General features: G+C 69.8%; 25 protein-coding genes. 12 read left to right on the top strand and 13 right to left on the bottom strand.

Translation table 11 applies throughout. From position 1 onward, the window contains the following. The first annotated feature begins 167 nt into the window (after window positions 1–167). Window positions 168–1,538, top strand: coding sequence for a flagellar hook-basal body complex protein (locus tag FBZ83_RS15345; protein ID WP_145684372.1), 1,371 nt, complete (start codon window positions 168–170; stop codon window positions 1,536–1,538). Here the strand turns inward: FBZ83_RS15345 and FBZ83_RS32345 are convergent. Further along, entirely contained in the window at window positions 1,528–3,294 is a 1,767-nt protein-coding gene (locus tag FBZ83_RS32345; protein ID WP_145684370.1) for a tetratricopeptide repeat protein, read from the bottom strand. The two genes, FBZ83_RS15345 and FBZ83_RS32345, sit on opposite strands and share 11 nt — an antisense overlap. Before the next feature lie 215 nt (window positions 3,295–3,509). Here FBZ83_RS32345 and FBZ83_RS15335 point away from each other — a divergent pair, with 215 nt between their 5' ends. Further along, window positions 3,510–3,902 carry a hypothetical protein gene (locus FBZ83_RS15335; RefSeq protein WP_145684367.1) on the top strand — a complete coding sequence of 131 codons (393 nt, stop codon included), beginning with the start codon at window positions 3,510–3,512 and terminating at the stop codon, window positions 3,900–3,902. On the opposite strand, the gene FBZ83_RS15330 is transcribed toward FBZ83_RS15335, so the two are convergent. The 3 genes from FBZ83_RS15330 to FBZ83_RS15320 are packed head-to-tail and all read right to left on the bottom strand — an operon-like array spanning window position 3,886 to window position 6,061. After that, window positions 3,886–4,473 (bottom strand): GNAT family N-acetyltransferase, encoded by a 588-nt coding sequence (locus tag FBZ83_RS15330; RefSeq protein WP_145684365.1) that lies wholly within the window; start codon window positions 4,471–4,473, stop codon window positions 3,886–3,888. The two genes, FBZ83_RS15335 and FBZ83_RS15330, sit on opposite strands and share 17 nt — an antisense overlap. A gap of 14 nt (window positions 4,474–4,487) precedes the next feature. After that, complete coding sequence (locus tag FBZ83_RS15325; RefSeq protein ID WP_145684363.1) at window positions 4,488–4,946, bottom strand: TIGR02444 family protein; 459 nt, start codon at window positions 4,944–4,946, stop codon at window positions 4,488–4,490. A gap of 29 nt (window positions 4,947–4,975) precedes the next feature. Then, complete coding sequence (locus FBZ83_RS15320; RefSeq protein WP_014239910.1) at window positions 4,976–6,061, bottom strand: ATP-dependent 6-phosphofructokinase; 1,086 nt, start codon at window positions 6,059–6,061, stop codon at window positions 4,976–4,978. A 217-nt stretch (window positions 6,062–6,278) separates the two neighbouring features. Between FBZ83_RS15320 and FBZ83_RS15315 the strand changes: the two genes are divergently transcribed. The 4 genes from FBZ83_RS15315 (at window position 6,279) to FBZ83_RS15300 (ending at window position 10,170) form a co-directional block, all read left to right on the top strand. Further along, window positions 6,279–6,464, top strand: coding sequence for a YdcH family protein (locus FBZ83_RS15315; protein ID WP_014239909.1), 186 nt, complete (start codon window positions 6,279–6,281; stop codon window positions 6,462–6,464). 162 nt (window positions 6,465–6,626) lie between these two features. Continuing rightward, complete coding sequence (gene purE / locus FBZ83_RS15310) at window positions 6,627–7,094, top strand: 5-(carboxyamino)imidazole ribonucleotide mutase (protein ID WP_051140162.1); 468 nt, start codon at window positions 6,627–6,629, stop codon at window positions 7,092–7,094. A 3-nt stretch (window positions 7,095–7,097) separates the two neighbouring features. Next, on the top strand, window positions 7,098–8,180 hold the full coding sequence (locus FBZ83_RS15305) for a 5-(carboxyamino)imidazole ribonucleotide synthase (protein ID WP_145684360.1): 1,083 nt from the start codon (window positions 7,098–7,100) through the stop codon (window positions 8,178–8,180). 274 nt (window positions 8,181–8,454) lie between these two features. After that, window positions 8,455–10,170, top strand: coding sequence for an EAL domain-containing protein (locus tag FBZ83_RS15300; protein ID WP_211111388.1), 1,716 nt, complete (start codon window positions 8,455–8,457; stop codon window positions 10,168–10,170). Between the two features lie 23 nt (window positions 10,171–10,193). Here the strand turns inward: FBZ83_RS15300 and FBZ83_RS31460 are convergent, their stop codons facing one another. The 4 genes from FBZ83_RS31460 to fumC all read right to left on the bottom strand — a co-directional run bounded on the left by FBZ83_RS31460 (window position 10,194) and on the right by fumC (window position 12,963). Beyond that, entirely contained in the window at window positions 10,194–10,370 is a 177-nt protein-coding gene (locus FBZ83_RS31460; protein WP_186466095.1) for a hypothetical protein, read from the bottom strand. A gap of 143 nt (window positions 10,371–10,513) precedes the next feature. Continuing rightward, window positions 10,514–11,227 (bottom strand): DUF599 domain-containing protein, encoded by a 714-nt coding sequence (locus tag FBZ83_RS15295; protein ID WP_145679551.1) that lies wholly within the window; start codon window positions 11,225–11,227, stop codon window positions 10,514–10,516. Window positions 11,228–11,339: 112 nt separating this feature from the next. Then, a complete protein-coding gene (locus FBZ83_RS15290) occupies window positions 11,340–11,543 on the bottom strand; it encodes a ribbon-helix-helix domain-containing protein (protein WP_109068052.1) in 204 nt (67 codons plus the stop codon). A 19-nt stretch (window positions 11,544–11,562) separates the two neighbouring features. Then, on the bottom strand, window positions 11,563–12,963 hold the full coding sequence (fumC, locus tag FBZ83_RS15285; protein WP_145684358.1) for a class II fumarate hydratase: 1,401 nt from the start codon (window positions 12,961–12,963) through the stop codon (window positions 11,563–11,565). A gap of 210 nt (window positions 12,964–13,173) precedes the next feature. On the opposite strand from fumC, the gene FBZ83_RS15280 reads away from it, so the two are divergent. After that, entirely contained in the window at window positions 13,174–13,428 is a 255-nt protein-coding gene (locus FBZ83_RS15280) for a hypothetical protein (protein WP_145684355.1), read from the top strand. A 369-nt stretch (window positions 13,429–13,797) separates the two neighbouring features. Continuing rightward, window positions 13,798–14,013 carry a hypothetical protein gene (locus FBZ83_RS15275; protein WP_014239900.1) on the top strand — a complete coding sequence of 72 codons (216 nt, stop codon included), beginning with the start codon at window positions 13,798–13,800 and terminating at the stop codon, window positions 14,011–14,013. Window positions 14,014–14,120: 107 nt separating this feature from the next. Here FBZ83_RS15275 and FBZ83_RS15270 read toward each other — a convergent pair whose 3' ends face one another. Then, complete coding sequence (locus FBZ83_RS15270) at window positions 14,121–14,612, bottom strand: GNAT family N-acetyltransferase (RefSeq protein WP_145684353.1); 492 nt, start codon at window positions 14,610–14,612, stop codon at window positions 14,121–14,123. A 99-nt stretch (window positions 14,613–14,711) separates the two neighbouring features. Between FBZ83_RS15270 and FBZ83_RS15265 the strand changes: the two genes are divergently transcribed. Further along, window positions 14,712–15,839 carry a GNAT family N-acetyltransferase gene (locus FBZ83_RS15265; protein WP_145684351.1) on the top strand — a complete coding sequence of 376 codons (1,128 nt, stop codon included), beginning with the start codon at window positions 14,712–14,714 and terminating at the stop codon, window positions 15,837–15,839. Between the two features lie 15 nt (window positions 15,840–15,854). On the opposite strand, the gene FBZ83_RS15260 is transcribed toward FBZ83_RS15265, so the two are convergent. Beyond that, window positions 15,855–16,940: a glycosyltransferase gene (locus FBZ83_RS15260; RefSeq protein WP_145684349.1), complete on the bottom strand. Its 1,086-nt coding sequence runs from the start codon at window positions 16,938–16,940 to the stop codon at window positions 15,855–15,857. Window positions 16,941–17,337: 397 nt separating this feature from the next. After that, window positions 17,338–18,414: a CgeB family protein gene (locus FBZ83_RS15255; protein ID WP_145684347.1), complete on the bottom strand. Its 1,077-nt coding sequence runs from the start codon at window positions 18,412–18,414 to the stop codon at window positions 17,338–17,340. A gap of 400 nt (window positions 18,415–18,814) precedes the next feature. Here FBZ83_RS15255 and FBZ83_RS15250 point away from each other — a divergent pair, with 400 nt between their 5' ends. The 3 genes from FBZ83_RS15250 (at window position 18,815) to FBZ83_RS15240 (ending at window position 21,359) form a co-directional block, all read left to right on the top strand. Continuing rightward, window positions 18,815–19,537, top strand: coding sequence for a phage tail protein (locus FBZ83_RS15250; RefSeq protein WP_200477491.1), 723 nt, complete (start codon window positions 18,815–18,817; stop codon window positions 19,535–19,537). A 48-nt stretch (window positions 19,538–19,585) separates the two neighbouring features. After that, entirely contained in the window at window positions 19,586–20,353 is a 768-nt protein-coding gene (locus FBZ83_RS15245) for a phage tail protein (protein WP_145684343.1), read from the top strand. A 232-nt stretch (window positions 20,354–20,585) separates the two neighbouring features. After that, window positions 20,586–21,359 (top strand): phage tail protein, encoded by a 774-nt coding sequence (locus tag FBZ83_RS15240; protein ID WP_145684341.1) that lies wholly within the window; start codon window positions 20,586–20,588, stop codon window positions 21,357–21,359. A 44-nt stretch (window positions 21,360–21,403) separates the two neighbouring features. On the opposite strand, the gene FBZ83_RS15235 is transcribed toward FBZ83_RS15240, so the two are convergent. Beyond that, complete coding sequence (locus FBZ83_RS15235) at window positions 21,404–22,711, bottom strand: hydroxyacid-oxoacid transhydrogenase (protein WP_145684339.1); 1,308 nt, start codon at window positions 22,709–22,711, stop codon at window positions 21,404–21,406. 82 nt (window positions 22,712–22,793) lie between these two features. Beyond that, the gene (locus FBZ83_RS15230) at window positions 22,794–25,451 is read right to left on the bottom strand and encodes a DUF2339 domain-containing protein (protein WP_145684337.1); all 2,658 of its coding nucleotides are present in this window, start codon (window positions 25,449–25,451) and stop codon (window positions 22,794–22,796) included. Window positions 25,452–25,462 lie beyond the last annotated feature (11 nt).

The following is a 25,462-nucleotide window of genomic DNA, read 5'->3' as shown; positions in this document are numbered from 1 at the left end:
GCCGGGAAATTTCTGCCCATCCCCTGTTTCCCGCGGCCCGAGCAAGTCCGCCCCCCGCCGCGGGGAGGGTTGTTTCAGCGGGTGACCGCTTTCTGGCACGACGGTTGCACTTCCATGTTCGGCGCGTTCCGGCGGACGCGCACGGACGGGAACAAGGCGGCCGGACCATGGGCATCACCACGATCTTCAACAATGGCGTTCTCGGGCTGACGGCGCAGAACCGCGCCTTGGGCACCATTTCGAACAACATCGCGAACGCCTCCACGTCCGGCTTCAAGGCGTCCGAAACCCAGTTCGCCGATTTCGTTCTGAGCGACCGCACCGGCAACAAGGACCCCGGCAACGGGGTGCGCGCCTTCGAGCGGCTGGACCACAGCGGCGGCACGATCACCCAGACGGGCGTCACCACCAACGCGGCCATCGTCGGCAACGGCTTCTTCCTCGTCCAGGATCTGGACGCCCAGACCGGTACGACCGCGACCGCCCCCCAGACGAGCGACGACACGGTCTTCCTGACGCGCTCGGGCGACTTCTCCCCCGACAAGGAAGGCCGTCTGGTGAACGGCGCCGGCAAGGCGCTGATGGGCTTCAAGCTCGATCCCGCCAGCGGCACCGGCTCCTTCGGCAGCCTCAGCAGCATGACCCCGGTCTCGCTGAGCGGGTTGCAGGACTACCGCGAGGCCTCGACCCAGGCGTCGCTGAACCTCAACCTGCCCTACGACCAAGCCCCGGTGACCGGTCAGATCACGACGGCGAACACCACCGGCGTCGTTCTGAACATGGTGGACAAGAACGGTGCCGACGGGGCGATGGCGCTGCGCTTCGTGAAGACCGGGCAGGCGGAGGACGGCACCTCGACGTGGCAGGTCTTCAACGCCGGGGTCATCGGCGCCGACGGCAAGCCGGTGGGCGACGGCAACGTGAACGACCCGACCACCTGGAAGTCGCTCGGCACGCTGAACTTCGCCCGCAACGGGACCCTGACCGGCGGACCCACCGGCGGCCAAGTGGCCCTGACCCTGAATCCCGGCGGCGACTTCGCCCAGACGACGCTGGATCTCGGCTCATACGGGAAGATGAGCAACTCCATCACCACCATCGCCGGCATGGATCTGGGAATCGTCCAGGGCAACAACGGCATCCGCGCCGGCACCTACCAGGGGTCGGAGATCACCGCCGACGGCTTCGTCGCCGCGAACTTCCAGGGCGGCAAGCAGCGCTACGTCTACCGCATCCCCGACGCGACGGTGGTCAACCCGACCGACCTGGAAAGCGTGTCCGGCACCATGTTCCGGACCACCGCCAATTCCGGCGCCATCCGCCTGAACTCCTTCGGCAACCTGACCAGCGAGACCGGCACCAGCGCGCCGAAGACCGTCGGGGCGTCGCTGAACACGGCCAGCGTCGAGGGCTCCAACGTCAAGATCGAGGAGCAGTTCACCACGCTGATCCAGGCGCAGCGCACCTACTCCGCCGCCTCCAAGCTGGTGTCCACCGCCGACGAGATGACCCAGACGACGATCACCCTCAAGTCGTAAGAGCCGCGGCACGCAACGCCTCGGCGACCCGCCCGGCCACCTCCGTCCAATCGCCGACGCGCGTCTGGCGGAACAGGCGGGCGGTGGGGTACCAGGGGCTGTCCTCCCGCCCCACCATCCAGCGCCAGTCCGGCGAAAGCGGCAGCACGACCCACACCGGCACCCCCAGCGCCCCGGCCAGATGGGCCGGCCCGGTGCAGGAGGAGATCACGAGGTCGAGGTTGGCCATGACCGCCGCGGTGTCGGCGAAATCGGCGATGTCCGGTCCCAGGTCGGTGAAGGTCGAGGGCATCGGCACCCGCTCCAGATCCTCGCGTCCCGGCCCCTTCTGCAGCCCGAAGAAGCGCACGCCCGGCACGTCCAGCACCGGCCGCAGCCCGGCCAGCCGGGGCGAGCGCAGCGCGTCGCCGGGAAAGCGCGGGTTGCCCGCCCAGACCAGCCCGACGCGCAGCCCCCTTCCCTCCGCCAGCCGCTCGCCCCAGGCGGCGGCGCGCTGTTGGTCGGGGCGCAGATAGGGAACGGCGGCGGGCACGGTGTCCAATGCGGTGCCGAAGGCGCGCGGCAGGCTCATCAGCGGGCATTCCAGATCGAAGTCCGGCAACGGGTCGCCGCGGGCGATCAGCCGCTCCACCCCCGGCAGCCCAGACAGAACGCTCATCAAAGGCGGCTGCACCTCCAGGATCACCCGCGCCCCGCGCGCCGCCACCAGCGGGACGTAGCGGACGAACTGCAGGGTGTCGCCCAACCCCTGCTCGGCGTAGAGCAGGATGGTGCGCCCGGCGATGTCGCCGCCGGTCCAGGTGGGCTGGGCGAAGCGGCGCCAGGGCGGTTCCGCCCGCGCATCGTGGCGGCGCCAGTCGAACTCCGGCCAGCCGCCCTCGCAATCCCCGGCCAGCAGCCGGGCGAAGCCGCGGTTCCAGCGCATCCCGGCGTCGTCGGGGCGGACCTCCAGCAGCCGGTCGAAGTCGGCCAGAGCCTCCACCGGCCGGGCCATGGCGAGCCGCGCGTTGCCGCGCGCCGACCACAGGGACGGGCCGGAAAAGCCGCGCTCCTCGGCCGCGGCGAAGGCCGCCAGCGCCTCCTCGAAGCGGCCCAGCCCGGCGAGCAGCGACCCGAGATTTCCCCACGCCGCGCCATAGCCGGGGGCACGGTCCAGCGCCGCGCGGTAGGCGGCCTCCGCCTCGTCCCAGCGCTTCTGGGCGGCACAGGCGGAGCCGAGCATCATCCGGGCCGCCGGTGATCCCGGCGCCACAACGGCGGCGCGGCGGGCCGCCCGCTCCGCCTCCGCTCCCCGCCGACCGGCGAGCGCCGTTTCGGCGAGATTCACCAGGGCATCCGCCGAGGCCGGGAGCAGCGCCAGCGCCCGTTGCGCCGAACGGGCGGCCTCCGGCACCCGGTTCAGGTTGCGCAACGCGGCGGCCCGGCTGGCGTGGGCGTCGGCAAGCAGCGGGTCCAGCCTCAGGGCGCGGGCGTAGCCAGCCTCCGCCCCGGCCGCGTCGCCCATGGTCTGACGCGCCCCGGCGAGGTTGGAGTGCCCGCCCGCCGAGTCGGGACGCAGAGCCAGCGCCCGGCGCAGCAGCCGCGCCCCGTCGGCCGGACGCCCGGTCTGCGCGTGCAGCACGCCCAGGAACTGGGCGGCGTCGGGCTGCTCCGGATCGGCCTCCAGAATTCGCCCGTAGAGCGTCGCCGCTTCGGCCAGACGGCCCGACTGGTGATGGTCGATGGCGGCCAGAAGGGCCTCGATGATCGTCGCCATGGGACGCGCCTGATGATGGAAGGGGTACCGGAAGCCGAAGGACCGGACAGGTCCGCTGACGCATTGGTCACAAGTCCTGCCGTTCCCGCAACCCACCCACGAGAAGCCCCGCGTTGCATTTCACTTTTGCAAAACTTATTCTGCACCCATGCCCTGGGACATACCGGGGTATTCAGCGCGAGAACCGCTTCCCGCTTATGAAAAGCATTCCGTCGATGACAAGCACCTTGAACGTCTGTGCCCTTGCGCTGACCTGCGCCCTGGTCCCGGCGATCCTGACCGCAACGCCCGCCGCGGCCAACGAGAAGCCCGCCGGCGGCGGATGCCCGTGGGCGCAGGACGTCAAGCTGGACCTCAACGGCAAGACGCTCACCCTGAACCAGGAGGCCTTCTCCGCGAAGGGAGAGCCGCTGGACCTCGAGGGCTATCAGATCTACCCGCTGCTCGACCAGTTGAAACTGCGCATCCTCGGGCCGCGCGGGCAGGAGTGGGAAGCCGGGCTGACCCGCCTGTCCGGCGGCAAGCGCTGCCAGGCCTTCTATGTCGGCAAGCCGTTCCTGGTGTCCGACGAGACGGGCGACCGCAACAGCCTCATCCTGGTCCGCTGACACCGGCACCGATCCCGCTCCGCCAGCGGTCGCGCCCGATCCGGTAGAGGACGTGCCGCTTCAGGCGATGCCCGTCGGGAACCCGCGGGTGGTCGAAGTCGGCCGCCGCGTCGCGCTCCATCCCCAGCCGCTCCATGACCCGCTGCGACCGCCGGTTCGCCGGTACGGTGAAGGCCACGATCTCGTCCAGCCCGACCGCACCGAACCCGTGGGCCAGCGCCAGCTTGGCGGCCTCGGTTGCCAGCCCCTGCCCCCAATGGGCGGGGTCGAGCCGCCAGCCCACCTCCACCGCAGGGGCAAACGGCGCCTCCCACGTCACGCGGGCCAGCCCGACGAAACCGATGAAGGGGCCGTGGCCGGGCCGCTCCACCGCCCAGAAGCCGAAGCCGTGCCGGTCGAAATGCTCGCCGATGCGCCGGATCACCGCGTCGCTGGCCGCCCGGTCGGGAAGCGGCAGCAGATGCTCCATCACCGCAGGGTTCTGCGACAGCGCGTGGAAGGTCTCGCCGTCGCCGTCACGCCAGGGACGCAGGATCAACCGGGAGGAGGCGAGGACGGGCCGCGTGGTCACCGCGCCGGTCGCCCTCAGGGCTCCGGCGGCGTGTCGAGCGCCGCCAGCAGAGCCATCACCGCCGGGTCACCCTCCGGCACCAGCCGGTAGAGGTTGGCCGCGGCCGGCGCGATGCCGCCGCCCGGCGCGGGGGTGAGCCCAGACAGGGCGAAGAGGCGGTCCTGCTGGACGCGCTCCGCCTCCAGCTCCGCCGCCTTCAGGCGCTTGTAGAGGGCGTCGTCCTCGCCCTTCGCCCGGCGGCGGACGGTGCGCAGCGGGCGGACCACCTCGTCCCGCCAGGGCGCGACCGCGGAGTCGATCCGCGCCAGTTCCTCCGCCGGCAGGTCGGCGTTGCAGGCCATGCCCGCCCAGGCGGCGAACAACAGGACATTCACGTCCTGGCCGAGCCGGTCCTGGAGGTCGAGGCAGGCGGCGGGCACGCCGGGCCGCCCGTAGACGGCGAGCGAGAAGTCCCAGAGCGGGTTTTCCGACATCGCCGCGCCTGCCTCCCTGGAGTTCCCGCTCAATCGCCCAGGCTGATGCCCAGGCCGCGGGCCGTCTTGACCATGGCGCCGTCCAGCTCCACGCAAGCGTATTTGGCGATGGCCTCGGTGATCGGCACGTCGATGACGCCGCGGTCCGACCAGGCGACCATGCGGTCGAACTTGCCCTCCGCGATCAGGTCCACGGCGTGCACGCCGAAGGCCGAGGCGACCAGACGGTCGCGCGGGCTGGGCATGCTGCCGCGCTGGACGTGGCCGAGGACGGTGACGCGGGTCTCCGCCCCCGTCGCCTCGGCGATCTTCTCGCCGATGTAGTCGCCGATGCCGCCGTAGCGCTTCTGGCCGCCCTGGAACAGCTTCTGCACGCCGGTGCCGTCCACGGTCTTCACCGCCTCCGACACCACGACCAGCGCGAAGTTGCGGCCGGTCGAGCGCACCTGCTTGATCTTCTGGGCGATCTTCTCGATGGAATAGGCGATCTCGGGGATCAGCACCACGTCGGCGCCGCCGGCGATGCCCGCGGCCAGCGCGATGTGGCCGGCGTCGCGGCCCATCACCTCCAGCACCATGACGCGGGCGTGGCTGGCCGCGGTCGGCTGGAGCCGGTCGAGCGCCTCGACCGCCACGCCGACGGCGGTGTCGTAGCCGACCGACACCTCGGTCAGGCCGAGATCGTTGTCGATGGTCTTGGGGATGCCGACCATCTGGAAGCCGCCCTTGTCGGCCAGCTTCTTCAGGATGGCAAAGCTGCCGTCGCCGCCGATGCCGATCAGCGCGTCCAGCCCCAGCTCGCGGTAGCCGCCGATGATCTCGTCCGACCGGTCCTTCTGGGTGCCGTCGGCCATCGGGTAGGCGAAGGGGTCGCCGCGGTTGGTCGTGCCGAGGATCGTGCCGCCCATGCGCATCATGTTGCCGTCGACCTGCGGCAGGTCGAGCACCTGATACTGCACCGGACGCTGCAGCAACCCCTGGGTGCCTTCCTTGATGCCCAGGACCTGCCAGCCGTAGGTCAGGACGGCCCGGTGGACCACCGCGCGGATGACCGCGTTCAGCCCGGCGCAGTCGCCGCCGCTGGTGAGAATGCCGATGCGCTTGCCTGCTGTCATGGATGACTGTCCCGTGTCGTCTGGAACCGCTGCGAAAGGTAGTCATACCAGAACGTTGCTCCACCGCAATGGTTCTGGTCCTCCGAGTATATTACATTCCGGCGACCGGATTATAACCCTGCGAAGAATGCGTGGTTTCGCACTGCCGTTGCGCCGGAAATCTGGTATAGTCCCCGCCGCTCAGCCAGCGGGCCCCGCGCGTATGAACGAACAAGAGATGCTGAAGGAAAAACTGGCCACGCTTCGCAGCGAGCATCGCGACCTCGACGACGTGATCGCCCGACTGCACGAACGTGCGCCGTTCGACCAGCTTCAGATGCAACGTCTGAAGAAGCGCAAACTCGCGCTCAAGGACCAGATCATGGTCCTGGAAAGCCGCATGCTGCCCGACATCATCGCCTGAGACGGGTTTTCGGCGGGGTACATGGCCCGACGCATCGCGTCGCGCTGGACTCCGCGTGCGCGCTTTCTATAATGCGCCGCTTTCCGGACCTAGAGGAAAGCGCGCGCCGTGTCCGCATCCATCGCCGCCACCACCGACCGCAAGCCGCTGGTCGGCATCATCATGGGCAGCCAGTCGGACTGGACCACCATGAAGCACGCCGCCGAGACGCTGACCGCGCTCGGCGTCCCGCACGAGGTCCGGATCGTCTCCGCCCACCGCACCCCGCAGCGTCTGGTCGAGTACGCCACCACCGCCCGCGAGCGCGGCCTGAAGGTGGTCATCGCCGGGGCCGGCGGCGCCGCCCACCTGCCGGGCATGGCCGCCTCCATGACCCCCCTGCCCGTCTTCGGCGTCCCGGTGGAAAGCCACGCGCTGAAGGGCATGGACAGCCTGCTGTCGATCGTCCAGATGCCCGGCGGCGTTCCGGTCGGCACCCTTGCCATCGGCAAGGCCGGCGCGATCAACGCAGCGTTGCTCGCCGGTTCGGTCATCGCCCTGATGGACCCGGCCGTCGCCGAGGCGCTGGACGCCTGGCGCGCCCGCCAGACGGCCGCCGTCGCCGAAGCCCCCGTCGACGAGCCCGCCTGAACCATGGCGCACCGCATCCTTCCGCCCGGCTCGACCATCGGCATGCTCGGCGACGGGCAGCTCGGCCGCATGACCGCGCTCGCCGCCGCCCGTCTGGGCTACAAGACGCACGTCTACGCGCCGGGATCGCAGGGCAGCCCCGGCGCCCAGGTCGCGGCGGCCGTCACCTCCGCCGGCTGGGACGACCTCGACGCGCTGGAGGCCTTCGCCCGCTCCGTCGACGTGGTGACCCTGGAGTGGGAGAACGTCCCGGTCGCCGTGGTCGAGCATCTGAACCGCTTCACCCCCGTCCACCCCGGCGGCCCCGTGCTGTCGGTCGCCCAGGACCGGGTGGAGGAGAAGTCCTTCGTCAACGCGCTGGGCATCGGCACCGCCCCCTGGCGCGCCGCCCGCAGCGCCGACGAGGTGGCGACGGCGGTGGCGGAGATCGGCCCGCGCTGCATCCTGAAATCCACCCGCCTCGGCTATGACGGCAAGGGGCAGGCGCGGATCGAGCCGGGCAGCGACCCGGCGGAGGCCTGGGCGGCCATCGGCTCCGACGCCGGCATCGTGGAGGGCTTCGTCTCCTTCACCTGCGAGGTGTCGGTGATCGTCGCCCGCGGGCTGGACGGCCGCATGGCCGCCTACCCCGCCGTGGAGAACCGGCACAAGGACGGCATCCTCGACAAGACCATCGCCCCGGCCCGCGTCCCGGCGGCGACGGCCGCGGAGGCCGAGCGGGTCGCCCACCGCATCGCCGAGGCGCTGGACCTCGTCGGCGTGCTGGCGGTGGAAATGTTCGTGACGCCGGACGGCGGCGTGCTGGTCAACGAGATGGCGCCGCGCCCGCACAACTCCGGCCACTGGACCATGGACGCCTGCCATTCCTGCCAGTTCGAGCAGCTCGTCCGCGCCGTCTGCGGCCTGCCGCTCGGCTCGGTGGAGCGGGTGGCGGACGCCGAGATGGAGAATTTGATCGGCGCCGACGCGGACCGCTGGCCGGATCTGATGGGGGAGCCCGGCGCCCGCCTGCACCTCTACGGCAAGGCGGAATCCCGCCCGGGCCGCAAGATGGGCCATGTGACCCGGCTCCGTCCGCGCGCCTGACCGTCCCGGTCGATTCCCCCCGTTTGAGCGTCACGGCGGGCCGTTTCCTGTGCGGGAACGGCCCGCTTTCCTTTTTTTCGCGCGACGGGTGCGATAATCCGGCGCGGCTCAAAACCATATTTCTCTTTAAATCATTGAAAATTCTACGTTCCGATTTTTTGTTCGGAACGGCGGGGCAAATCTTGCCGCTTTTTTCAGAACGGGAACACGGCTAGTCTCCATTGAATGAATGACGCAATTCGATAAACTTTTTCTCAATTTCGGACCATTGCCGATGCAGCTTGCGCATGACTCGATCAGACGCCCGGTGCCGCAGACCAGCACGCAGGTCCGGCGCCCGTCGCACCGCGAGCGCGACCGCTTCGTCGGCTTCGCCTTCGCCGCGGCGGATCTGCTGATCGAGACCGATGCGAAGGGCACCATCCTGTTCAGCGCCGGGGCGCGCTGCCGCCTGACCGAAGGCGACGTGGGAGGGCTGGTCGGCAGCAACCTGCTCGACGTCGTCGCGCCCAACGACCGCAAGTACGTCACGGTCCTGTTCAAGCGCATCCAGGACAAGGGCCGCATCAAGCCGGCGCGCGTGGTCTTCCAGGGCTGCGACGGCAACCGCTTTCCGGCGCTGCTCGGCGGCTGCCGGCTCGATTCCTGCCCCGGCTCGCTGTTCCTGACCGTCCTGCTGGCCTCCGGCCCGCGCAACACCAACGAGGCGCTGGCCGCGGCCGGCCAGCTTCTCGACGGCAACGCCTTCAGCCACATCCTGGAGGACCGCATCCTCAAGGCGCGGGAGAAGGGGCTGGACAACGCCTTGACCCTGCTGCTGATCGACGGGCTCCAGTCGATGGTCGACGCCCTGCCGGAAGGGGCGGCGAGCGAGGTGATGCAGGGGATCGAGGCCTATCTTCGGGCGATCTCCGCCAACGGCGACAGCGCCGGGCAACTGGCCACCGACCGCTACGGCATCGTCCACGCCTCCGACATCGACGGGCAGGAGGTGCAGGCCCACATCACCCAGATCATCCAGAGCGCCGGCGGCGAACTGCCCGGCGGCATCCGCACCTGGTCGCTGGACGTGTCGGACGAGCGGCTGGATCCCGCCGACGCCGCGCGCGCTCTGGTCTACACCGTGCAGGCCTTCGCGTCGGCCCAGGGCGGCGAGTTCACCATCTCCAGCCTGGAGGATGGGGCCAAGCGCATGCTGTCCGACGCGGTGGACCGCATCGGCCGGCTGCGCGCGACCATAGAGAAGCGCGACTTCTTCGTCGTCTACCAGCCCATCGTCGACATCGGGACGCGGACCGTCCACCATCTCGAGGCGCTGACCCGGGTGGAGGGCATGCCGTCACCGGCGGACTTCATCACCTTCGCCGAGGATGTCGGGCTGATCTACGACTTCGATCTGCTGCTGACGCAGTCGGTGCTGGACACCATGCACGCCCACCGCAAGGAACCGACCCTGCCGGACGTGGCGATCAACCTGTCCGCCAAGACGCTGATGAGCCCGATCTTCCTGCGCCAGTTCCTGGCGGTGACCGAGCCCTACGGCGATCTGGCCCGCAAGCTTCTGCTCGAAGTGACCGAGACGGTCGTCGTCACCGACATCGCCAAGCTGAACGAGGTCCTGCAGAAGCTGCGCGCCGCCGGCTTCCGCATCTGCCTGGACGACGTCGGGGCCGGGTCGACCTCCTTCCAGTCGCTCTACGGCCTCCAGGCGGATTTCGCCAAGATCGACGGGCATTTCGTGCGCGGCGCCGTGCACAGCGGGCGCGACATGGCGATGCTGCGCTCCATCGTCGACGTCTGCGGCCAGCTCGGCCTCGGACTGATCGGGGAGCAGGTGGAAGGGCCGGAGCACGCGCAGCTTCTGACGGAACTGGGGGTGCCGCTGGCGCAGGGCTACCTCTACAGCCGCCCATCCCGCGATTTCGCCTATTTCGCCAAGGATTGGGCGAAGATGGCCGGCACGGGCGGCAAGGTCCTCAGGAAAGGCTGAGGCGCGCCCGAACCGGACCGGGGTCAGCCCAGTTCGTGCGCGGCGTCGATGAAGTGGCGCGCCTGATCGAGCAGCTCGCGGTTGCGGTCCATGAACTCCTTGGCGGCGCCGCAGGCCCCCGGATGCAGCCGGACTTCCGCCAGGAGCCGCTCCGCCTCGTCCAGCGAATTCAAGACCGATACCGCTGTGTCGATGTCCATGGCCAACCCCCTCGATCATGGCGTGCTGCAACGCACGCGTTCATCAGGCGGCTATGACAAAAGCATTAATTTGCGCTGCAGCGTATTGGCCATAACGTCGCAGATTTAGAACATTTTAACCTATTTCTCGCCAAAACCGTGCATCATGGCCGTTTGCGTTTCTCCAACGCATCCGCCTGTACGCGGATGACCTTCTCCGTCGCGGAGAAGCCCTGCCGGCGGGTCAGGACGACGATGACCGCCGCGGTGGACACCATGAAGAACCAGGGGCCGAGCATCCAGGCCAGCGCCGCCATGGCAAAGTAATAGGCGCGCATGCCGCCGTTCAGCGCCTTGACGGCCAGCGTCATGGCCGCGGCGATGCTGTCCGCCATGGCCGTCTTCTCTTCCGCCGGCACCGGAGGCAGCGGGGCGGAGCCGATCAGGGCGCAGCAGTAATTGTACTGGCGCAGCGCCCAGGTGAACTTGAAGAAGCCGAAGGTGAAGATCGCCACGAGCAGCAGCATCTTCAGCTCGAAGAACTCGCGGCTGGTCGGCACCGTGAAGGACAGCGTGCCGACCAGCTTGTGGGCGTTCTCCACCGCGCCGAAGGCGCCGACCAGACCGGCCAGCACCAGCATGTTCGTGCTGGCGAAGAAGGTGCAGCTCTGCATGGTGTGGCCGACGAGCTGCGAGTCCATGATGCGGTTGTCGCGCTCCAGCATCCGCTCCATCCAATGGCGTCGCACCTTCTTCAGATGCTGGTTGACGACCATGCGCCCGCCCAGCATGTGGTCCTGGATCAGCGTGAAGCCCGCCCAGCAGGCGAGGAACCACAGGAAGGCGACGGTGTCGAGGAAGGTGATGTCGGGCGTCACGGGCGGACACTCTGGCGCGAGGGGAAGGGGACGGTCCGGCGCAAGGGTGTAGCCGTCCCCCCGCCGCCTGTCCAGGGCGCCCCGGCGGGAGAGGGAGCCCCTACCCTGTCCCTTACCCCCGCCCCTGTACCGCGTTCAGCACGAAGACGCGGATCGCGCTCGACAGGTTGCCGCTGCGGGTCGAATCGATCTCCTCGATCAGCGCGTTGACCGACATGCCCCGCGCCTGCGCGAGGCCCTTCAGCGCCTCCCAGAATTCCTCTTCCAGGGAGACGCTGGTCGGGTGCCCGGCGATGAGGACGGAGCGCTTTTTCATCGACGGCGCGCGGCCCCGGTCACCGGGGCTTGACCATGGTGTCCGGCTTCACCCACTGATCGAACTGCTCCTCGGTCAGCAGGCCCAGCGCCACGCCGGCCTGTTTCAGGGTCGTTCCCTCCTTGTGCGCCTTCTTGGCGATCTTCGCCGCGTTGTCGTAGCCGATGTGCGGGTTCAGCGCGGTCACCAGCATCAGGCTCTCGTTCAGCAGCTGTCCGATGCGCTCGCGGTTCGCCTCGATGCCGACGACCGCGTTGTCGGTGAAGCTGTTGCAGGCGTCGGCCAGCAGCCGGATCGACTGCAGCACGTTGTAGGCGATCACCGGCTTGAAGACGTTCAGCTCGAAATGGCCGGTGGCGCCGGCGATGCTGACGGTGGTCTGGTTGCCCATCACCTGGGCGCAGACCATGGTCATCGCCTCCGACTGGGTGGGGTTCACCTTGCCGGGCATGATGGAGGAGCCGGGCTCGTTCTCCGGCAGCGCGATCTCCCCGATGCCGCAGCGCGGGCCGGAGCCGAGCAGGCGGATGTCGTTGGCGATCTTCATCAGCGACACCGCCAGCGTGTTCAGGCTGCCGTGGGCGTCGACCAGCGCGTCGTGGGTCGCCAGCGCCTCGAACTTGTTCTCGGCCGTGACGAAGGGCAGCCCGGTGATGGACGCCACCTCCTCGGCGAAGGCTTCGGCGAAGCCGGTCTTGGCGTTCAGGCCGGTGCCCACCGCCGTGCCGCCCTGGGCCAGCCGGTAGAGCTGCGGCAGCGACGCCTTCACCCGCTCGATCCCGTAGGCGATCTGGGTGGCGTAGCCGGAGAACTCCTGCCCCAGGGTCAGCGGCGTGGCGTCCTGGAGATGGGTGCGCCCGATCTTCACGATGTCGGCGAACTCCGCCGCCTTCGCCGCCAGCGCCGCGTGCAGGTGCTCCAGCGCCGGCAGAAGCTCGTGGTGGATCTGCTCGGCCGCGGCGATGTGCATGGCGGTGGGGAAGCTGTCGTTGGACGACTGTCCCATGTTGACGTGGTCGTTGGGGTGGACCGGCTTCTTCGACCCCATCTCGCCGCCCAGCGCCTCGATGGCGCGGTTGGAGATGACCTCGTTGGCGTTCATGTTGGTCTGGGTGCCGGAGCCGGTCTGCCAGACCACCAGCGGGAAATGATCGGCCAGCGTGCCGTCGATCACCTCCTCCGCCGCCTCGACGATGGCGCGGCCCAGCCGGGGGTCGAGCACCTCCAGCGCCATGTTGGCGAGTGCCGACGCCTTCTTCTGGATGCCGAGCGCGCGCACCAGCGCCGGCGGCATGCGCTCCCCGCCGATGCGGAAGTTGCGCAGCGAGCGCTGCGTCTGGGCGCCCCAGTAACGGTCGGCGGCAACCTCGATCGGTCCGAAGCTGTCGGTCTCGGTGCGCATCCCGGTCTTACCGGTCATGGTCAGGTCCTCGTCGGTTCGAACATCGGTCCGGTCAGGGCATTTTTTCCCGAATCGGCCGCCGGGCAAGGGGAATCCGCGCGGAATGCCCTTTGGGCGAGGGTCCGGCCGAATTTGTTCTTGTTGCGTTCCGCTTCCTGCGTTACCGTTTCTGCGTGAACGGCCCAGCCGTCCGGCCCGGCCATCCTCCTACAGCCCTGGGAGATTCGAATGAGCGACGTCGCCCTGGACCATGTCCGCGCCCTGATTGCCAAGACCCGCGTCGCCGAGATGACGGCGCAGGGCTGGCGCGTGATCGGCCCCGGCGAGGAAGGCTCCCTGCTGATGGAAGGGCCGCAGCTCGGTGGCGCGCCGGTGCGCCTGTCGGCCCTGGTCAACGATTTGTTCGACGATCTGGTCGCCCAGGCGCTGGAGCGCGCCGACCGCATGGATCACGCCGCTGGCCGGTTGCCGCGCGCCGCGTAAGGGGTTACGCCCGGCATGCCGGGCTCCCGCAAAGGATGTACTCCGCCCGGCGGGGCGGCCTGTTAACGCCCCGCCGCAGCGGTTTAAGGCTTGCGGACGCCGCCGTTGAGGCTCCGCCCCATCCCGCCTAGGCCGCTCCGGCCGCTATGACCTTTGCCGGAAGTCCTTGAAAAGTCTCACAGCGCCAAAACCGCACCGGCGCGCCTAAAGAAAAGTATTAATCCAAACGGGTAAAAGCACCCTATATTTGTCGGTTGCGGGATTACCCCTCAAGACACCAGCCCGGCGGAACCCCCGTTAGTAAGTCGTTAACCGGGACATGGCCAAATAGAGACATCACGAACACACAAGACAAAACGGAGTTTTAAAATGCTGATCGCCACCACCACCGAACAGATTACCTCGTCCTCTCGCGTTCACATCGCCCTGGTCGATGAGTTCATCCAGCTGGCGCTGAACCGGATCGACGGCCAGAACGACCCCTTCGTCCGCGAAAGCCTTGCCGACCTGCTGTCCACCCTGCGCGAGGAGCGGTCCGGCTACCTGGACCTGCTGAACGCCGCGATGCCGGCCAAGGCCGCCTGAGGGTCCCGCAGGACCAAGGCGTAAGTACAGCGTGGTGGCGATGAGGTCGGGGCCATCGACAAGCCCCGACCGTCAGCCCACCGGAACAGTCAGATACCGACGTTCCCTCAAGCCTCATCCGCCTGCGCGGCCAGTGCCGCGATCGCATCGCCGGTGAGACGGTAGGGAAGCCACTCCTCCATCTGTTTGAAGCCGATGCGCAGATAGAAATCGCGCGCCGGGTTCCAGTGCAGCACATTCAGGTCGACACGGCGGCAGCCCCGCTCGGCCGCCAGTCTGGCCACCGTCGCCAGCAGCTTGCGGCCCACGCCGTAGCGCCGCGCCTCCGGAGTGACGTAGAGATCCTCCACGAACAGGCCGGCCCGCCCTTCCCAGGTCGAATAGTTGCGAAAGCACAGCGCGAAGCCGACGGGCTCCCCGTCCAGCTCGGCGATCAGCGCCTCGAACACCGGACGCTCGCCCCAGCCGTCGCGCCGGAAGTCCGCCTCGCTCGCCTTCACGGCGTGGGGCTCGTTTTCGAACGCGGCCAGTTCCCGGACGAAGCGGAGGATGGTCGGGCAATCGGCCTCGACGGCCGGACGGACGGACACGGTGGGCATGGCAACTCCAGGTCTCGACAATGGCGCGACGATAGCCGCGCCGGCCGCAAGGCAACAACCGCTTTGCCATCGCCCGCGGGCGGGCCTAGGCTGCGCGCCATGCGGGACATCAAGACCATCGGCGGCCAGACCATCGGCGGCGTCGCCATCCGCGAAGCCCGGCCCGGCGAGCGCCATGCCCTGCTGGCCCTGGTCGCGCGGATCGACGCCGAAAGCGATTTCCTGCTGCGCGAGCCCGGCGAGCGGCCCTTCTGGGGACGCGATCTCGCCGCCTTCCAGGCGCTGGGCAATTCCACGATCTTCGTCGCCGAGACCGTGGGGAGCCGCCCCGCGGAGCTCGTCGGCTATCTCAGCGCCCATGGCGGACGGTTCCGCCGCAACCGCGGCGCGGTGACCCTGGCGGTCGGGGTGCGGCGCGACTGGAACGGGCGCGGCGTCGCCACCGCGCTGTTCGCCGCGGCGGAGTGCTGGGCGCGGCGCACCGGCGCGCACCGGCTGGAACTGACCGTGGCCGAGAGCAACGGCCGCGCCCTCTCTCTTTATGACCGGCTCGGCTTCCTCGACGAGGGGTTGATGCGCGACGCGCTGCGCGTCAACGGCGCGTGGCGCAGCGAGCGGCTGATGGGCAAGCTCATCGGGGCGGAGCATGTTCCCGAATGGCCCGACCTGACGCCCGACCCGATCGTGGACGCGCCGCCCCCGGCGCGGATCGGGCGGCTGGAGATCCGCCCCGCCCTGCCCGCGGACGCCGCCGCCTACCTCGCCTACGACCGCGCGGTGCGCAGCGAGACCCATTTCCTGATGCGCAGCGCCGCCGAATCCCTGCCCGACGTCGCGGCGGCCCGGCGCTTCCTCGCCGAACAGAGGATCGGCGACCGGGCGGCGACCCTGCTGGCCGTCGTGGACGGCACCATCGCCGGGTCCCTGTCGCTGTGGACCGGCGCCTACGCCCGAACCGCCCATGAAGCCGGCCTGGGGCTGGCGGTGCGCCGGGACTTCTGGGCGTCGGGCGTCGGTGGGCGCCTGATCGCCGCGGCGGACCTCTGGGTGCGGGCGCGGCGGCTGCACCGGCTGTCGCTCTGGGTGTTCGGCCACAACGGCCGCGCCCGGCGCTTCTACGCCAAGCACGGCTTCCGGGAGGAGGCGGTGGCCCGCCGCCACAGCCTGATCGACGGACGGCTGACCGACCATGTGGCGATGGCGAAGCTCTACGGCGCCGCGCCCTAGGAACAGGTGGCGGGGCTACGCCATCCCCGCACCCGCCGCCGTCGCCCCTCCGGCCACCAGCTCCTCGAACCGCGTCAGATAGCGTTCCGTCATGCCGTCCAGCGAGTAACGGGCGCGGGCGACGGCGCGGCAGGCGTCGGGGTCCAAGCCCTCGCAGTCCTCGATGGCGCGGGCCATCTCCTCGGCGTCCTTGACCAGGAAGCCGGTGACGCCCGGCTCCACAAGGTCGGCCAGAGCGCCGGTCGGGAAGGCCACCACCGGCGTGCCGCAGGCCAGCGCCTCCAGCGCCGCAACGGGCGTCGGCTCCGACATCAGGCTGGGCGCCAGCAGGCAGCGCGCCGCCCCGAGCATCCAGCGCTTGCGCCCGAAGCCGATCCGCCCGAGGAAGCGGCGCTTGGGGTCCAGCCGCGGCCGGATCTCCTCCTGGAGATAGCGCTGGTCCTCCGCGTTGCGGGACAGCCCGCCGCAGAGGAGAAGCTGCATGTCGATCTGCCGCGCCGCGTCCAGCGCGATGTGGAAGCCCATCTCCGGCTCGATGTCGCCCAGGCAGACGGCGAAGCGGCGTTTCGGCACGCGGATGTGCAGGCGGTCCACCGCCACCCCGATCTCCAGCGGCGGCAGCAGGGACAGCGCCGACGAGGCGCCGCGCACCTGCGCCGCGGACACCGGCTGGAGATGCAGGTTCGCCCGCCGGAACGCCAGGGCCTCCGGCCGGTAACGGTCGAGCGGCTGGTAGAGGGTCGCCAGGACCGGCACGTCCTGCGGCGGCAGCAGGACGTCGAAGTCCCGGACATGGATGTGGACGAGATCCGGCGCGTGGTCTTCCACCGCCCCGGCGACCACGGTGGCGACGCGCCTCAGAACGGCCGCCTGCGCCCGCTCGTCCGGGGCCTGCCCATGCGCGCCGCCATGGACGCGCGCCAGGGGAATCAGCGTTCCCGCCACCGCCGAATTCTCCGGAGCGATGACGACCGAGCGGTGCCCGGCACGGACCAGGGCGGCGTCGATGGCGCCGGCCACCTGCTCCGCCGTGCCGTCGCTCTCCGGATCGGCGCCGACCGGGGCGAAGGGCGACGCCACGGTGAGGATGGTCAATGCCATTGAGCCGCCTCCGCAAAACGGAGGCCCGACAGGACGCCGACGCTCGGATGAGGTTCTCCCGCCGATCCGTTCCTACGCTTCACCGCTTCGTTCATCCCATGTCCCTGTGGTGTTATTCATTGAAACTTATTGTCTGACGCTCGCTCTTCTTTCCGACGCCTTGATGATCTGGGGAAAAGCCGGAATCGGGACAGCCCTGTTGCCATTGCCCCCTCTTTGTTTTCTACGAAAAAGGGCTTCCGGTAACCGGGGTATTGGAAGTGGATCGACTCGCGGAAGGGATAGCCGTCCTGCACCGGGCTGCCGACCTCGGAACCGGGAACCCGACCGGACGGCCAGGACGCCCAGGGCGGCTTACTTCCAACAGAGGCGGCCCGGGCAACCGGGCGACGTCGGATCAATCATCGCCGCCCCCCTTGATGTCGAGAATGGAGCGCAACTCCCGCACGCGCCGCTCCGCCGTGTGCTCCTCCAGAACGCGCGACCGCGCGCGCTGGGCCAGGGTGGCGAGATGGCCGCGCGGCAGCATCAGCGCCGTGGTCACGTCGTCGGTCTCCCGCGCGACCAGGATGTCGCGCCCCGGTTCGAAGAAGGCGCCGAGCCCCTCCCACGCGTCGGAAATCACCGGAACGCCGCAGGCCGCCGCCTCGAACAGCCGGACCGACGGGCACCAGCCCATCGCCTTCAGGGACCGCCGGGTCACGTTCAGCGTCAGGGTGGACGAGCGGAAGAAGGCCGCGTGCTCCGCCGGAGGCAGATGTTCGACGCGCCGGATGTTGGCGCCCCAGGACGCGTCGTCCGGGTAGCCGCCGCCGGCCAAGACGAAGCGCCGCCGGCCCAACCGCCGGGCCGGCTCGAGGAACAGCGCCTCCAGCGCCGCCCGCCGGTCCTCGACCCAGGCGCCGAGATGGCAGAGATCGCCGAGATAGCGCGGCACCGCGTCGACGGGCCGGTGCAGGTCAGGATCGACCCAGGCGTAGAGCGGCGCCACGTACCGGGCGCCCAGTTCAGTCTTCAGCGCCTCGAGCGCTTCCCCGCCGGTGCTGCTCAACACGGTGTCGAACCCGCCCAGACCGTCCGGCGGCAGATAGGCCGGCCGTTCCCCCGTTTCGGAGCGGGACAGGGTGATGTGCGTGTCGAGGTCGTAATAGACCGTGCGTTGCGCCTTCGATCCCAGCACGAGGTGGGAGGCCGCAGCCCCGTCCGGACAACCGGAGGTCACCATCGCGACGTCCGCCTCGTCGGCGTGGCGCTGCGCCGCCGCCGCTACTTCCTCCCAACGCCCGTAGAGCAGAAGCTCGCCGCCGGGCACCTCCCACAGGTCGCGGTGCTGCGCCCGCTCGGGCGTGTCGCGCTCCAGGAAGACGACGCGGTTGCCCCGCCGCGCCAAAGCCTTGATCAGCCCCCGCCACAAGGTGGCGTGCCCGTTGCCCCAGGAGGAGCTGATGGATTGTCCGAAAATGATGATTTTCATGATGTTGGCGCCATGCCTCCGCCCCCGAGCCTCCAACCCGATGGCCCATTTGGAACAACGTGCCCCATCCGATCCGGTTCCGGACGCCGGGACCGCGCGGAGGGGGTGCCCCGAGGGTCTGCGGCGCTCCTCGGCGATCCGCGGCATGGGCCGGCAGGACAGCCTCTCATGGCGCCGTCGCACGCTATGCGTGCAAGAAACAGGAGGCATCGGAAAATGAAAATATTTGTATAAAAATGTCGTTTAACCACCTTAGCGGGATATGGAATAATAAGTTCGTGAAAAAATAAATTCATTCACTTGTATGGCAACCATCCGTCTGAACAAAAAACAATCCCAACGCGAAGGACACATCATGCGCAAGGCTCTTCTCCCCGCCGCGCTTGCGATGGCAAGCGGCATGGCTCTGTTCAGCACACCCGCAGCGGCCTGCAACGACGAGGCCTACATCGGCACCGTCTGCACCTTCGCGTTCGACTGGTGTCCCCGTAACTACATCCCGGCCGACGGCCGGACCCTGGCGATCCGCGAGTATCAGGCGCTGTTCGCGCTGGTCGGCTTCCGCTACGGCGGCGACAACGTGAACACGTTCGGCATCCCCGACCTGCGTGGCCGCGCGGCCATCGGCAGCGGGACCGGCCCCGGCCTGGTGAACATCGCCATCGGCGCCAAGGTCGGCCAGCAGGAGCTTCTGCTCTCGGCGGCCCAGGTGCCGCTGCAGCCGCACACCCACACCGCCACCTTCACCGGCACCGGCGGCGGCTCGGGCGGCTCGACCACCGTTCCCTTCACCGGCACCGTCAGCCTTCCCATCACCAACGGCGGCACCCCGGTGTCGGCCCCGACCTCGGGCACGGTCTATCTCGGCGACACCTCGATCGACGACGGCGGCGCCGGCATGGTTCTGAAGGGGCCGTACAACACCAGCGGCCCGGGCACGGGCGCCAAGGTGGCCGGCACGGCCAGCGGCTCCATCACGGTTCCCAACACCGGCATCACCGGCGGCACCGTGGCGGTCGCCCCCGCGTCGGCCGGCGCCACCCAGAAGGTCTCCACCCAGTCCCCGGCGATCGGACAGACCGTCTGCATCGTGGCCAACGGCCTCTATCCGAACCGTCCGTAACGAATCGCGTAGCCGAAACCCGAACCTCTTCAACGCCGAGGACCCACCATGCGCAAGTTCCTTCTCTCCGCCGCCTTTGCGATGACCGGCGGCTTGGCTCTGGTCAGCACCCCCGCCGCCGCCTGCAACGTGGAACCGTACATCGGCACCATCTGCACCTACTCGTTCGACTGGTGCCCGCAGGGCTATGTGGTGGCCGACGGCCGCACGCTGGCGGTCCGCGAGAACCAGGCCCTGTTCGCCCTGATCGGCTACCGCTACGGCGGCAACAACAACGATCTCTTCGCCGTCCCCGACCTGCGCGGCCGCGCCGCCATTGGCACCGGGACCGGCCCCGGCCTGGTGAACATCGCCATCGGCGCCAAGGTCGGCCAGCAGGAGCTTCTGCTCTCGGCGGCCCAGGTGCCGCTGCAGCCGCACACCCACACCGCCACCTTCACCGGCACCGGCGGCGGCTCGGGCGGCTCGACCACCGTTCCCTTCACCGGCACCGTCAGCGTCCCCGTCACCAACGGCGGTACCCCGGTGTCGGCCCCGACCTCAGGCACCGTCTATCTCGGTGAGACCTCGCTCGACGACGGCGGCGCGGGCATCACCCTGAAGGGACCGTACAACACCAGCGGCCCGGGCACGGGCGCCAAGGTGGCCGGCACGGCCAGCGGCTCCATCACCGTTCCCAACACCGGCATCACCGGCGGCACCGTGGCGGTCGCCCCCGCGTCGGCCGGCGCCACCCAGAAGGTCTCCACCCAGTCCCCGGCGATCGGACAGACCGTCTGCATCGCGACCGCCGGCCTCTACCCGAACCGTCCGTAACGGATCGCGGGCCTGCCCCCTCCCCATGGGCGGAGGGGGCAGGCCCTTTCCTTCTTCCCGCGCTCTTCGACAGGCTTTGACGTCGACTGTCGATCCGTGAAAAAATTTAATAAAATATAATACTCATTACGCACGGTCGCCTGTGAGACATTGAATCAACAATAAAAACAACACCGATCACTTTAAAAAGCCTTCGATATCCCCCAAACCATACAGAAACGAAGGACACACCATGGTCAGGATGTCCCTCCCGATCGCCGCCGCGATGGCCGGCGGCATGGCTTTCTTCAGCGTGCCGGCGGCGGCCTGCACGCCCTACCAATACACTGGTACGTTGTGCACCGTCCCGTTCGACTGGTGCCCGGAGGGATTCGCCATGGCCGACGGCCAGTCTCTGCCAATCCAACAGTACCAGCCGCTGTTCGCATTGCTCGGCACCCGCTTCGGCGGCGACGGCAAGACCACGTTCAACCTCCCCGACCTGCGCGGACGCGCCGTCATCGGCGCCGGCACCGGCATCGGACTGGTACGAACCCCTCTGGGCCAAGCCCTTGGCCAACAGACCGTCACGCTGACCCAGGATCAGGTGCCGCTGAAATCGCACAACCACAGCGCCAGCTTCGCCGGCACCGGCGCCCAGGGCGGCACCGGGACCATCGTCCCCTTCACCGGCACCGTCAGTGTCCCCATCACCACCGGCGGCAACCCGGTGTCGGCCCCGACCTCGGGCACCGTCTATCTCAGCACCACCTCGATCGACGACGGCGGCGCCGGTGCCACCATCAAGGGGCCGTACAACACCAACGCGCCATCGTCGAGCACGGGCGCCAAGGTCACCGGCACGACCAGCGGCACCATCAACGTCCCGTTCACCGGCTTCACCGGGGGCAACGTGTCGGTCGCCGCGGCGACCGCGGTGGCGTCGAAGAGCGTTCCCACCCAGCCGCCCTCGCTCGCGCTGAACGTCTGCATCGCGCTCAAGGGGGAATGGCCGACCCATCCATAGCGTGTCCGTTCCGCGATCGGAGGGCGGCGATCATCAACAGGGCGTCACCAGTAGGTCATGGCGTCGGCGTAAAGCCTGCGCAGGTCCTCCTCCGTCACCGGGCGCGGCGCGATGGTCAGCAGCCGTTGCTGGGCAATCGCGCCGCGCACCAGATCCGGGATGTCCGCCGCGCCGTAGCCGAGCGCCGACAGGCCGTTGGGCAGATGGGTGGCGCGCATCATGGCGATCAGCCGGGCGGCCAGAACGGCGCCGCCGTCCGCAGGCGACACGTCGCGGACCTCCGCCCCCAGCGCTTCGGCGGCGCGCAGATGGCGCTCGGGCTCGGCGGAGCCGGTGAAGCGGAAGGCGGCCGGCGCGTTCAGCACCACCGAGATGCCGTGCGGCACCATCGGGTTCGCCTTCTCGTAGCCGCGCGCCGTGAAGCGGTGGTTCAACCCGGCGACGGAGTAGGACATGGCGTGCGGGATGTGCACCCCCGCGTTGCCGAAGGCCAGACCGGCCAGCGTCGCCGCGAACATCAGGGCGTCGCGCGCCTCCTCGTCCGCCGGGTCATTGACGGCGCGCTCCAGATACTGCCCGCCGAGCCGGATCGCCTGCAGGCTGCCGATGTCCGACCAGGGGTTGGCGCCCTGGTAGGGCGGGCGCGGGTTGGCCGCGTCGGGCTTCGGGCGGGAGCGGAAGGAGCGCGCGGTGTGGCTCTCGATGGCGTGGGTCAGCACGTCGAAGCCGGTGGAGGCGATGACGCCCGGCGGCAGGCTGTCGATGGTCGCCGGATCGACCAGCGCCAGATTGGGCCGCAGGTAGCGGGAGGAGATCCCCGTCTTCACCCGCATCTCGACATGGTCGAAGATGGCGACGCCGGTCGTCTCGCTGCCGGTGCCGCAGGTCGTCGGGCAGGCGATGTGCGGCTTGACCGGGCCGGGCACCGGGCGCCCCTCGCCCAGCGGCTTGTTGACGTAGGCGAGGAAGTCCGCCGGGTGGGTGGCGTAGAGGTTGGCCGCCTTGGCGGTGTCGATCACCGACCCGCCGCCAACCGAGACATAGCCGTCGAATTGGCCCTCGCGGGCGAAGTCCGCCGCCTCCAGGAAGGACGCGCTGGTCGGCTCCACCGCGCAGCGGTCGTAGACGGCGACGTCCAGCCCGGCTCCCTTGAGCGAGTCCAGCGCCGCCGCGAAGGGCGCGATCCCGGCCACATGGGGATCGGTGAACAGGGCCACCCGGCGCATGCCCATGGCCTTGGCATCGTTCCCCGCCTCCGCCAGCATGCCGCGGCCGAACTTCATCGACGCGGCCTCCACCGTGAAGCCGCTGTCGCCGTTGGGCAGGATGGGGTGGGCGATGGGGTTGGTCATGGCTGCGGGCCTCCCTGGCTTTTCTGTGTTCGTTTCCACCATCGGAGCGCGAGAGGGGGCGGCTGTCAACCCGACCGTTCGCTCAGGCGACTGTTTGCCCTCCCTGCGGCGCGGTGCCCTGAAGCCGCCGGTAGAGATAACCGACGCCGATCAGGCTCAGCCCCAGCCCGAGGAAGGAGGCGACGCGGTACAGCCCGCCCAGCTCGGCCATGTCGCTGAGGAAGACCTTGGCGACCACCGCCAGGATCAACGCCATCGCGGCGTGGCGCAGCCAGCCCAGCCGGTACCGCAGGGCGGCCACCAGCATCAGCACCGCCGCGACCAGGAAGCCGACGGAGTAGCCGTACCATTCGGCGTCCGGCAGGTCCGGGCCGGAGAGCACCGGTCCCTGGAAGGCGTGGCGGATCTCCAGCGCCAGATTCGTGCCGAGCAGCGCCAGCGGCAGCAGCGCGATCCAGGGGCGCAGGCGGGCCGGCAGCGGCTCCGCCCACAGGAACAGCAGCCCGAGCAGGGCCGGAAGCCCATAGGCGAGCAGCAGCGTGTTCGCCACCGGCCACGCGCCCACCGCCTCGTCGCTCCACAACGGATTCAGGGCGACCAGATGCAGCGCCGCCGCCTGAAGCGCCGCCAGCCCGGCCAGGATGCGCCGTCCCCACACCGCCACGGGCCGCGCCCGCCAACGCCGCCCCGTCGCCAGCAGCAGGGCCAGCGCCAGCCAGACCAGCGTGTGCAGCGCCACCTCGCGCAGCGTGTCGGGCGGCTCCTCCAGCGAGCCGCGGGTCAGCGCCTGGATGCCGAGCGACAGCAGCAGCGTGACAAAGGCCAGCCCGCCGGCCTCCAGCAGAGCCACCACCCCGTCGTCACCCCTGCCGTCCGGCGCGGAGCGCAGCCAATGGGCGGCCAGGAAGAAGCCCGCCGCCGGCAGGCCGTAGCCGTAGACGACCCAGCCAAGCCCGTCCTCCCCATACTCCAGCACGGAGGGATTCAGCGCCAGCCGGACCAGGACGGCGCCCGCCACCAGCAGGATCACCGCGCGCAGCGAGCGCAGCCCCATCCGCCGCTCCAGCCACGCCAGCACCGGCACCTGCACGGCCAGCGCCACGGTCAGCCACGCCTCGCGCAGCATCATGACCGCGCCGAGGCTGAGCGCCCCGACCGCCCCGGCGGCGAAGGCGGCCAGCCCCAAACTGACGCCCGGCTGGTGGCGGTGGCGGGCCAGCGGGCCGGTGCCGGCGACCAGCAGCGCCGCCAGCGCCAGGCTGGCCACGGGCCACAGCGTGTCGGCCTGCGGCGGGTCCAGCCGCCAATAGGCGAGCGCCAGAAGCACCACCGGCATCCAGGCCGCCAGCGACGACCACAGCGCCGCCCGCGTCGACCGCCACAGGGCGATGAAACCGCCCATCCCGTAGAGCAGGGCGAAGCCGCCCACCGCCCACAGGAAGCGCCCGGACTGGAACGGCAGCCCCGCGCCCGGCGATGGAACGATGGGATGCCCGTCGGCGGTAACGGCAGGCGGCGGCAAGGGCCAGCGCGGCACCGTCCAGCCGGCAAAGGCGAGAAGAACCGCCAGCGCGCCGATCCAGGCGACGCCGGCGATCCGCTCGATCCGCCGCCCCGCCGCGACGCAGAGCAGCCCGAACAGGGCGAGCATCACCAGCGAGCCTGTGCGATGGCCGTCCACGGTGACGAGCATCGCCATCAGCAGCCCCAGCACCGCCACCGCCGCGACGGCCAGACGGTCGGCGCGCGGGCGTCCCCTCCAGCGCAGCATGTCGAACAGGGTGGTGCGCGGCATGGCCTCGACCGGCCCGGCCAGCAGGGCGGGCATCAGGAACAGCCCGGCGGTCAGCAGCAGATAGATCCCGACCGGCAGGGCGTCGCCGGGGTTCCAGCCGCCGACGTACCAGACCGGCACCCAGCCCGCCGCCCCGGCCAGCGTGCCCAGCCCCAGCCAGCGCCAGCCGCGCCACAGCACCACCGTCATGCCGGCGCCCGACAGGGCCAACAGATAGGCGAACAGCCCCCAGGCCGATCCCCCGATGGACGAGACCAGCAACGGCGTTGCGAAGCCGCCGAGGAGGCCCAGCGCCGCGATGTAGGGTCCCTGGAGCAGCGACAGCGCCATGCCCAGCGCCGCCAGCCCGCCGAGCAGCGCGAAGGCCAGCGGCGGGGCGAACAGGTCGTAGAGCACATAGCCGCCATAGACGCTGGCGAAGCCGGTGAACAGCCCGGCCGCGGTCAAGGCCGGCGGCACCGGATCGCGGACCTCCGGCTCCACCCGCCTTCCACGCTGCCGCAGCCATTCGCCGCCGACCATCAGCGCCGCGGCGGAGACCAGGCCGAGCGCGACGCGCACGCTGGGGCCGAGCCAGCCCTGCTCCACCGACATCTTGATGAAGAAGGCCGCCGCCAGGGCGACCGTGGCCCCGCCCAGCCAGATCAGCCAGCGCCCGGCCAGCGCGTCCTCCAGCCGGCTCCACACGGACAGCGGGGGTGGAGTGGGCTCCGGTGGTGGTTGGATGGGCGGCGGTTGGATCGGCGGCGGCTCTGGCGGAGCCTCCGCCATGACGGGGGCGTCCGCGGCGGGAGCCTCGACCGGCACGGCATCGACCGTCACCAGCCCTTGCACCCGCTCCAGCGCCTGCCGCAGCCGGGCGATCTCGCGCTCCTGCGCCGTCAGCCGGCGGTTGAACCGGTGGGCGACGATGGCCCCGATCAGCACCAGTAGAATGACGTCCATGCCCGACCGCC

Origin of the sequence: Azospirillum brasilense, assembly GCF_007827815.1 — a bacterium.
Classification (GTDB): Bacteria; Pseudomonadota; Alphaproteobacteria; order Azospirillales; family Azospirillaceae; genus Azospirillum; species Azospirillum brasilense_C.
This window is presented reverse-complemented; position numbering and strand designations above follow the sequence as displayed.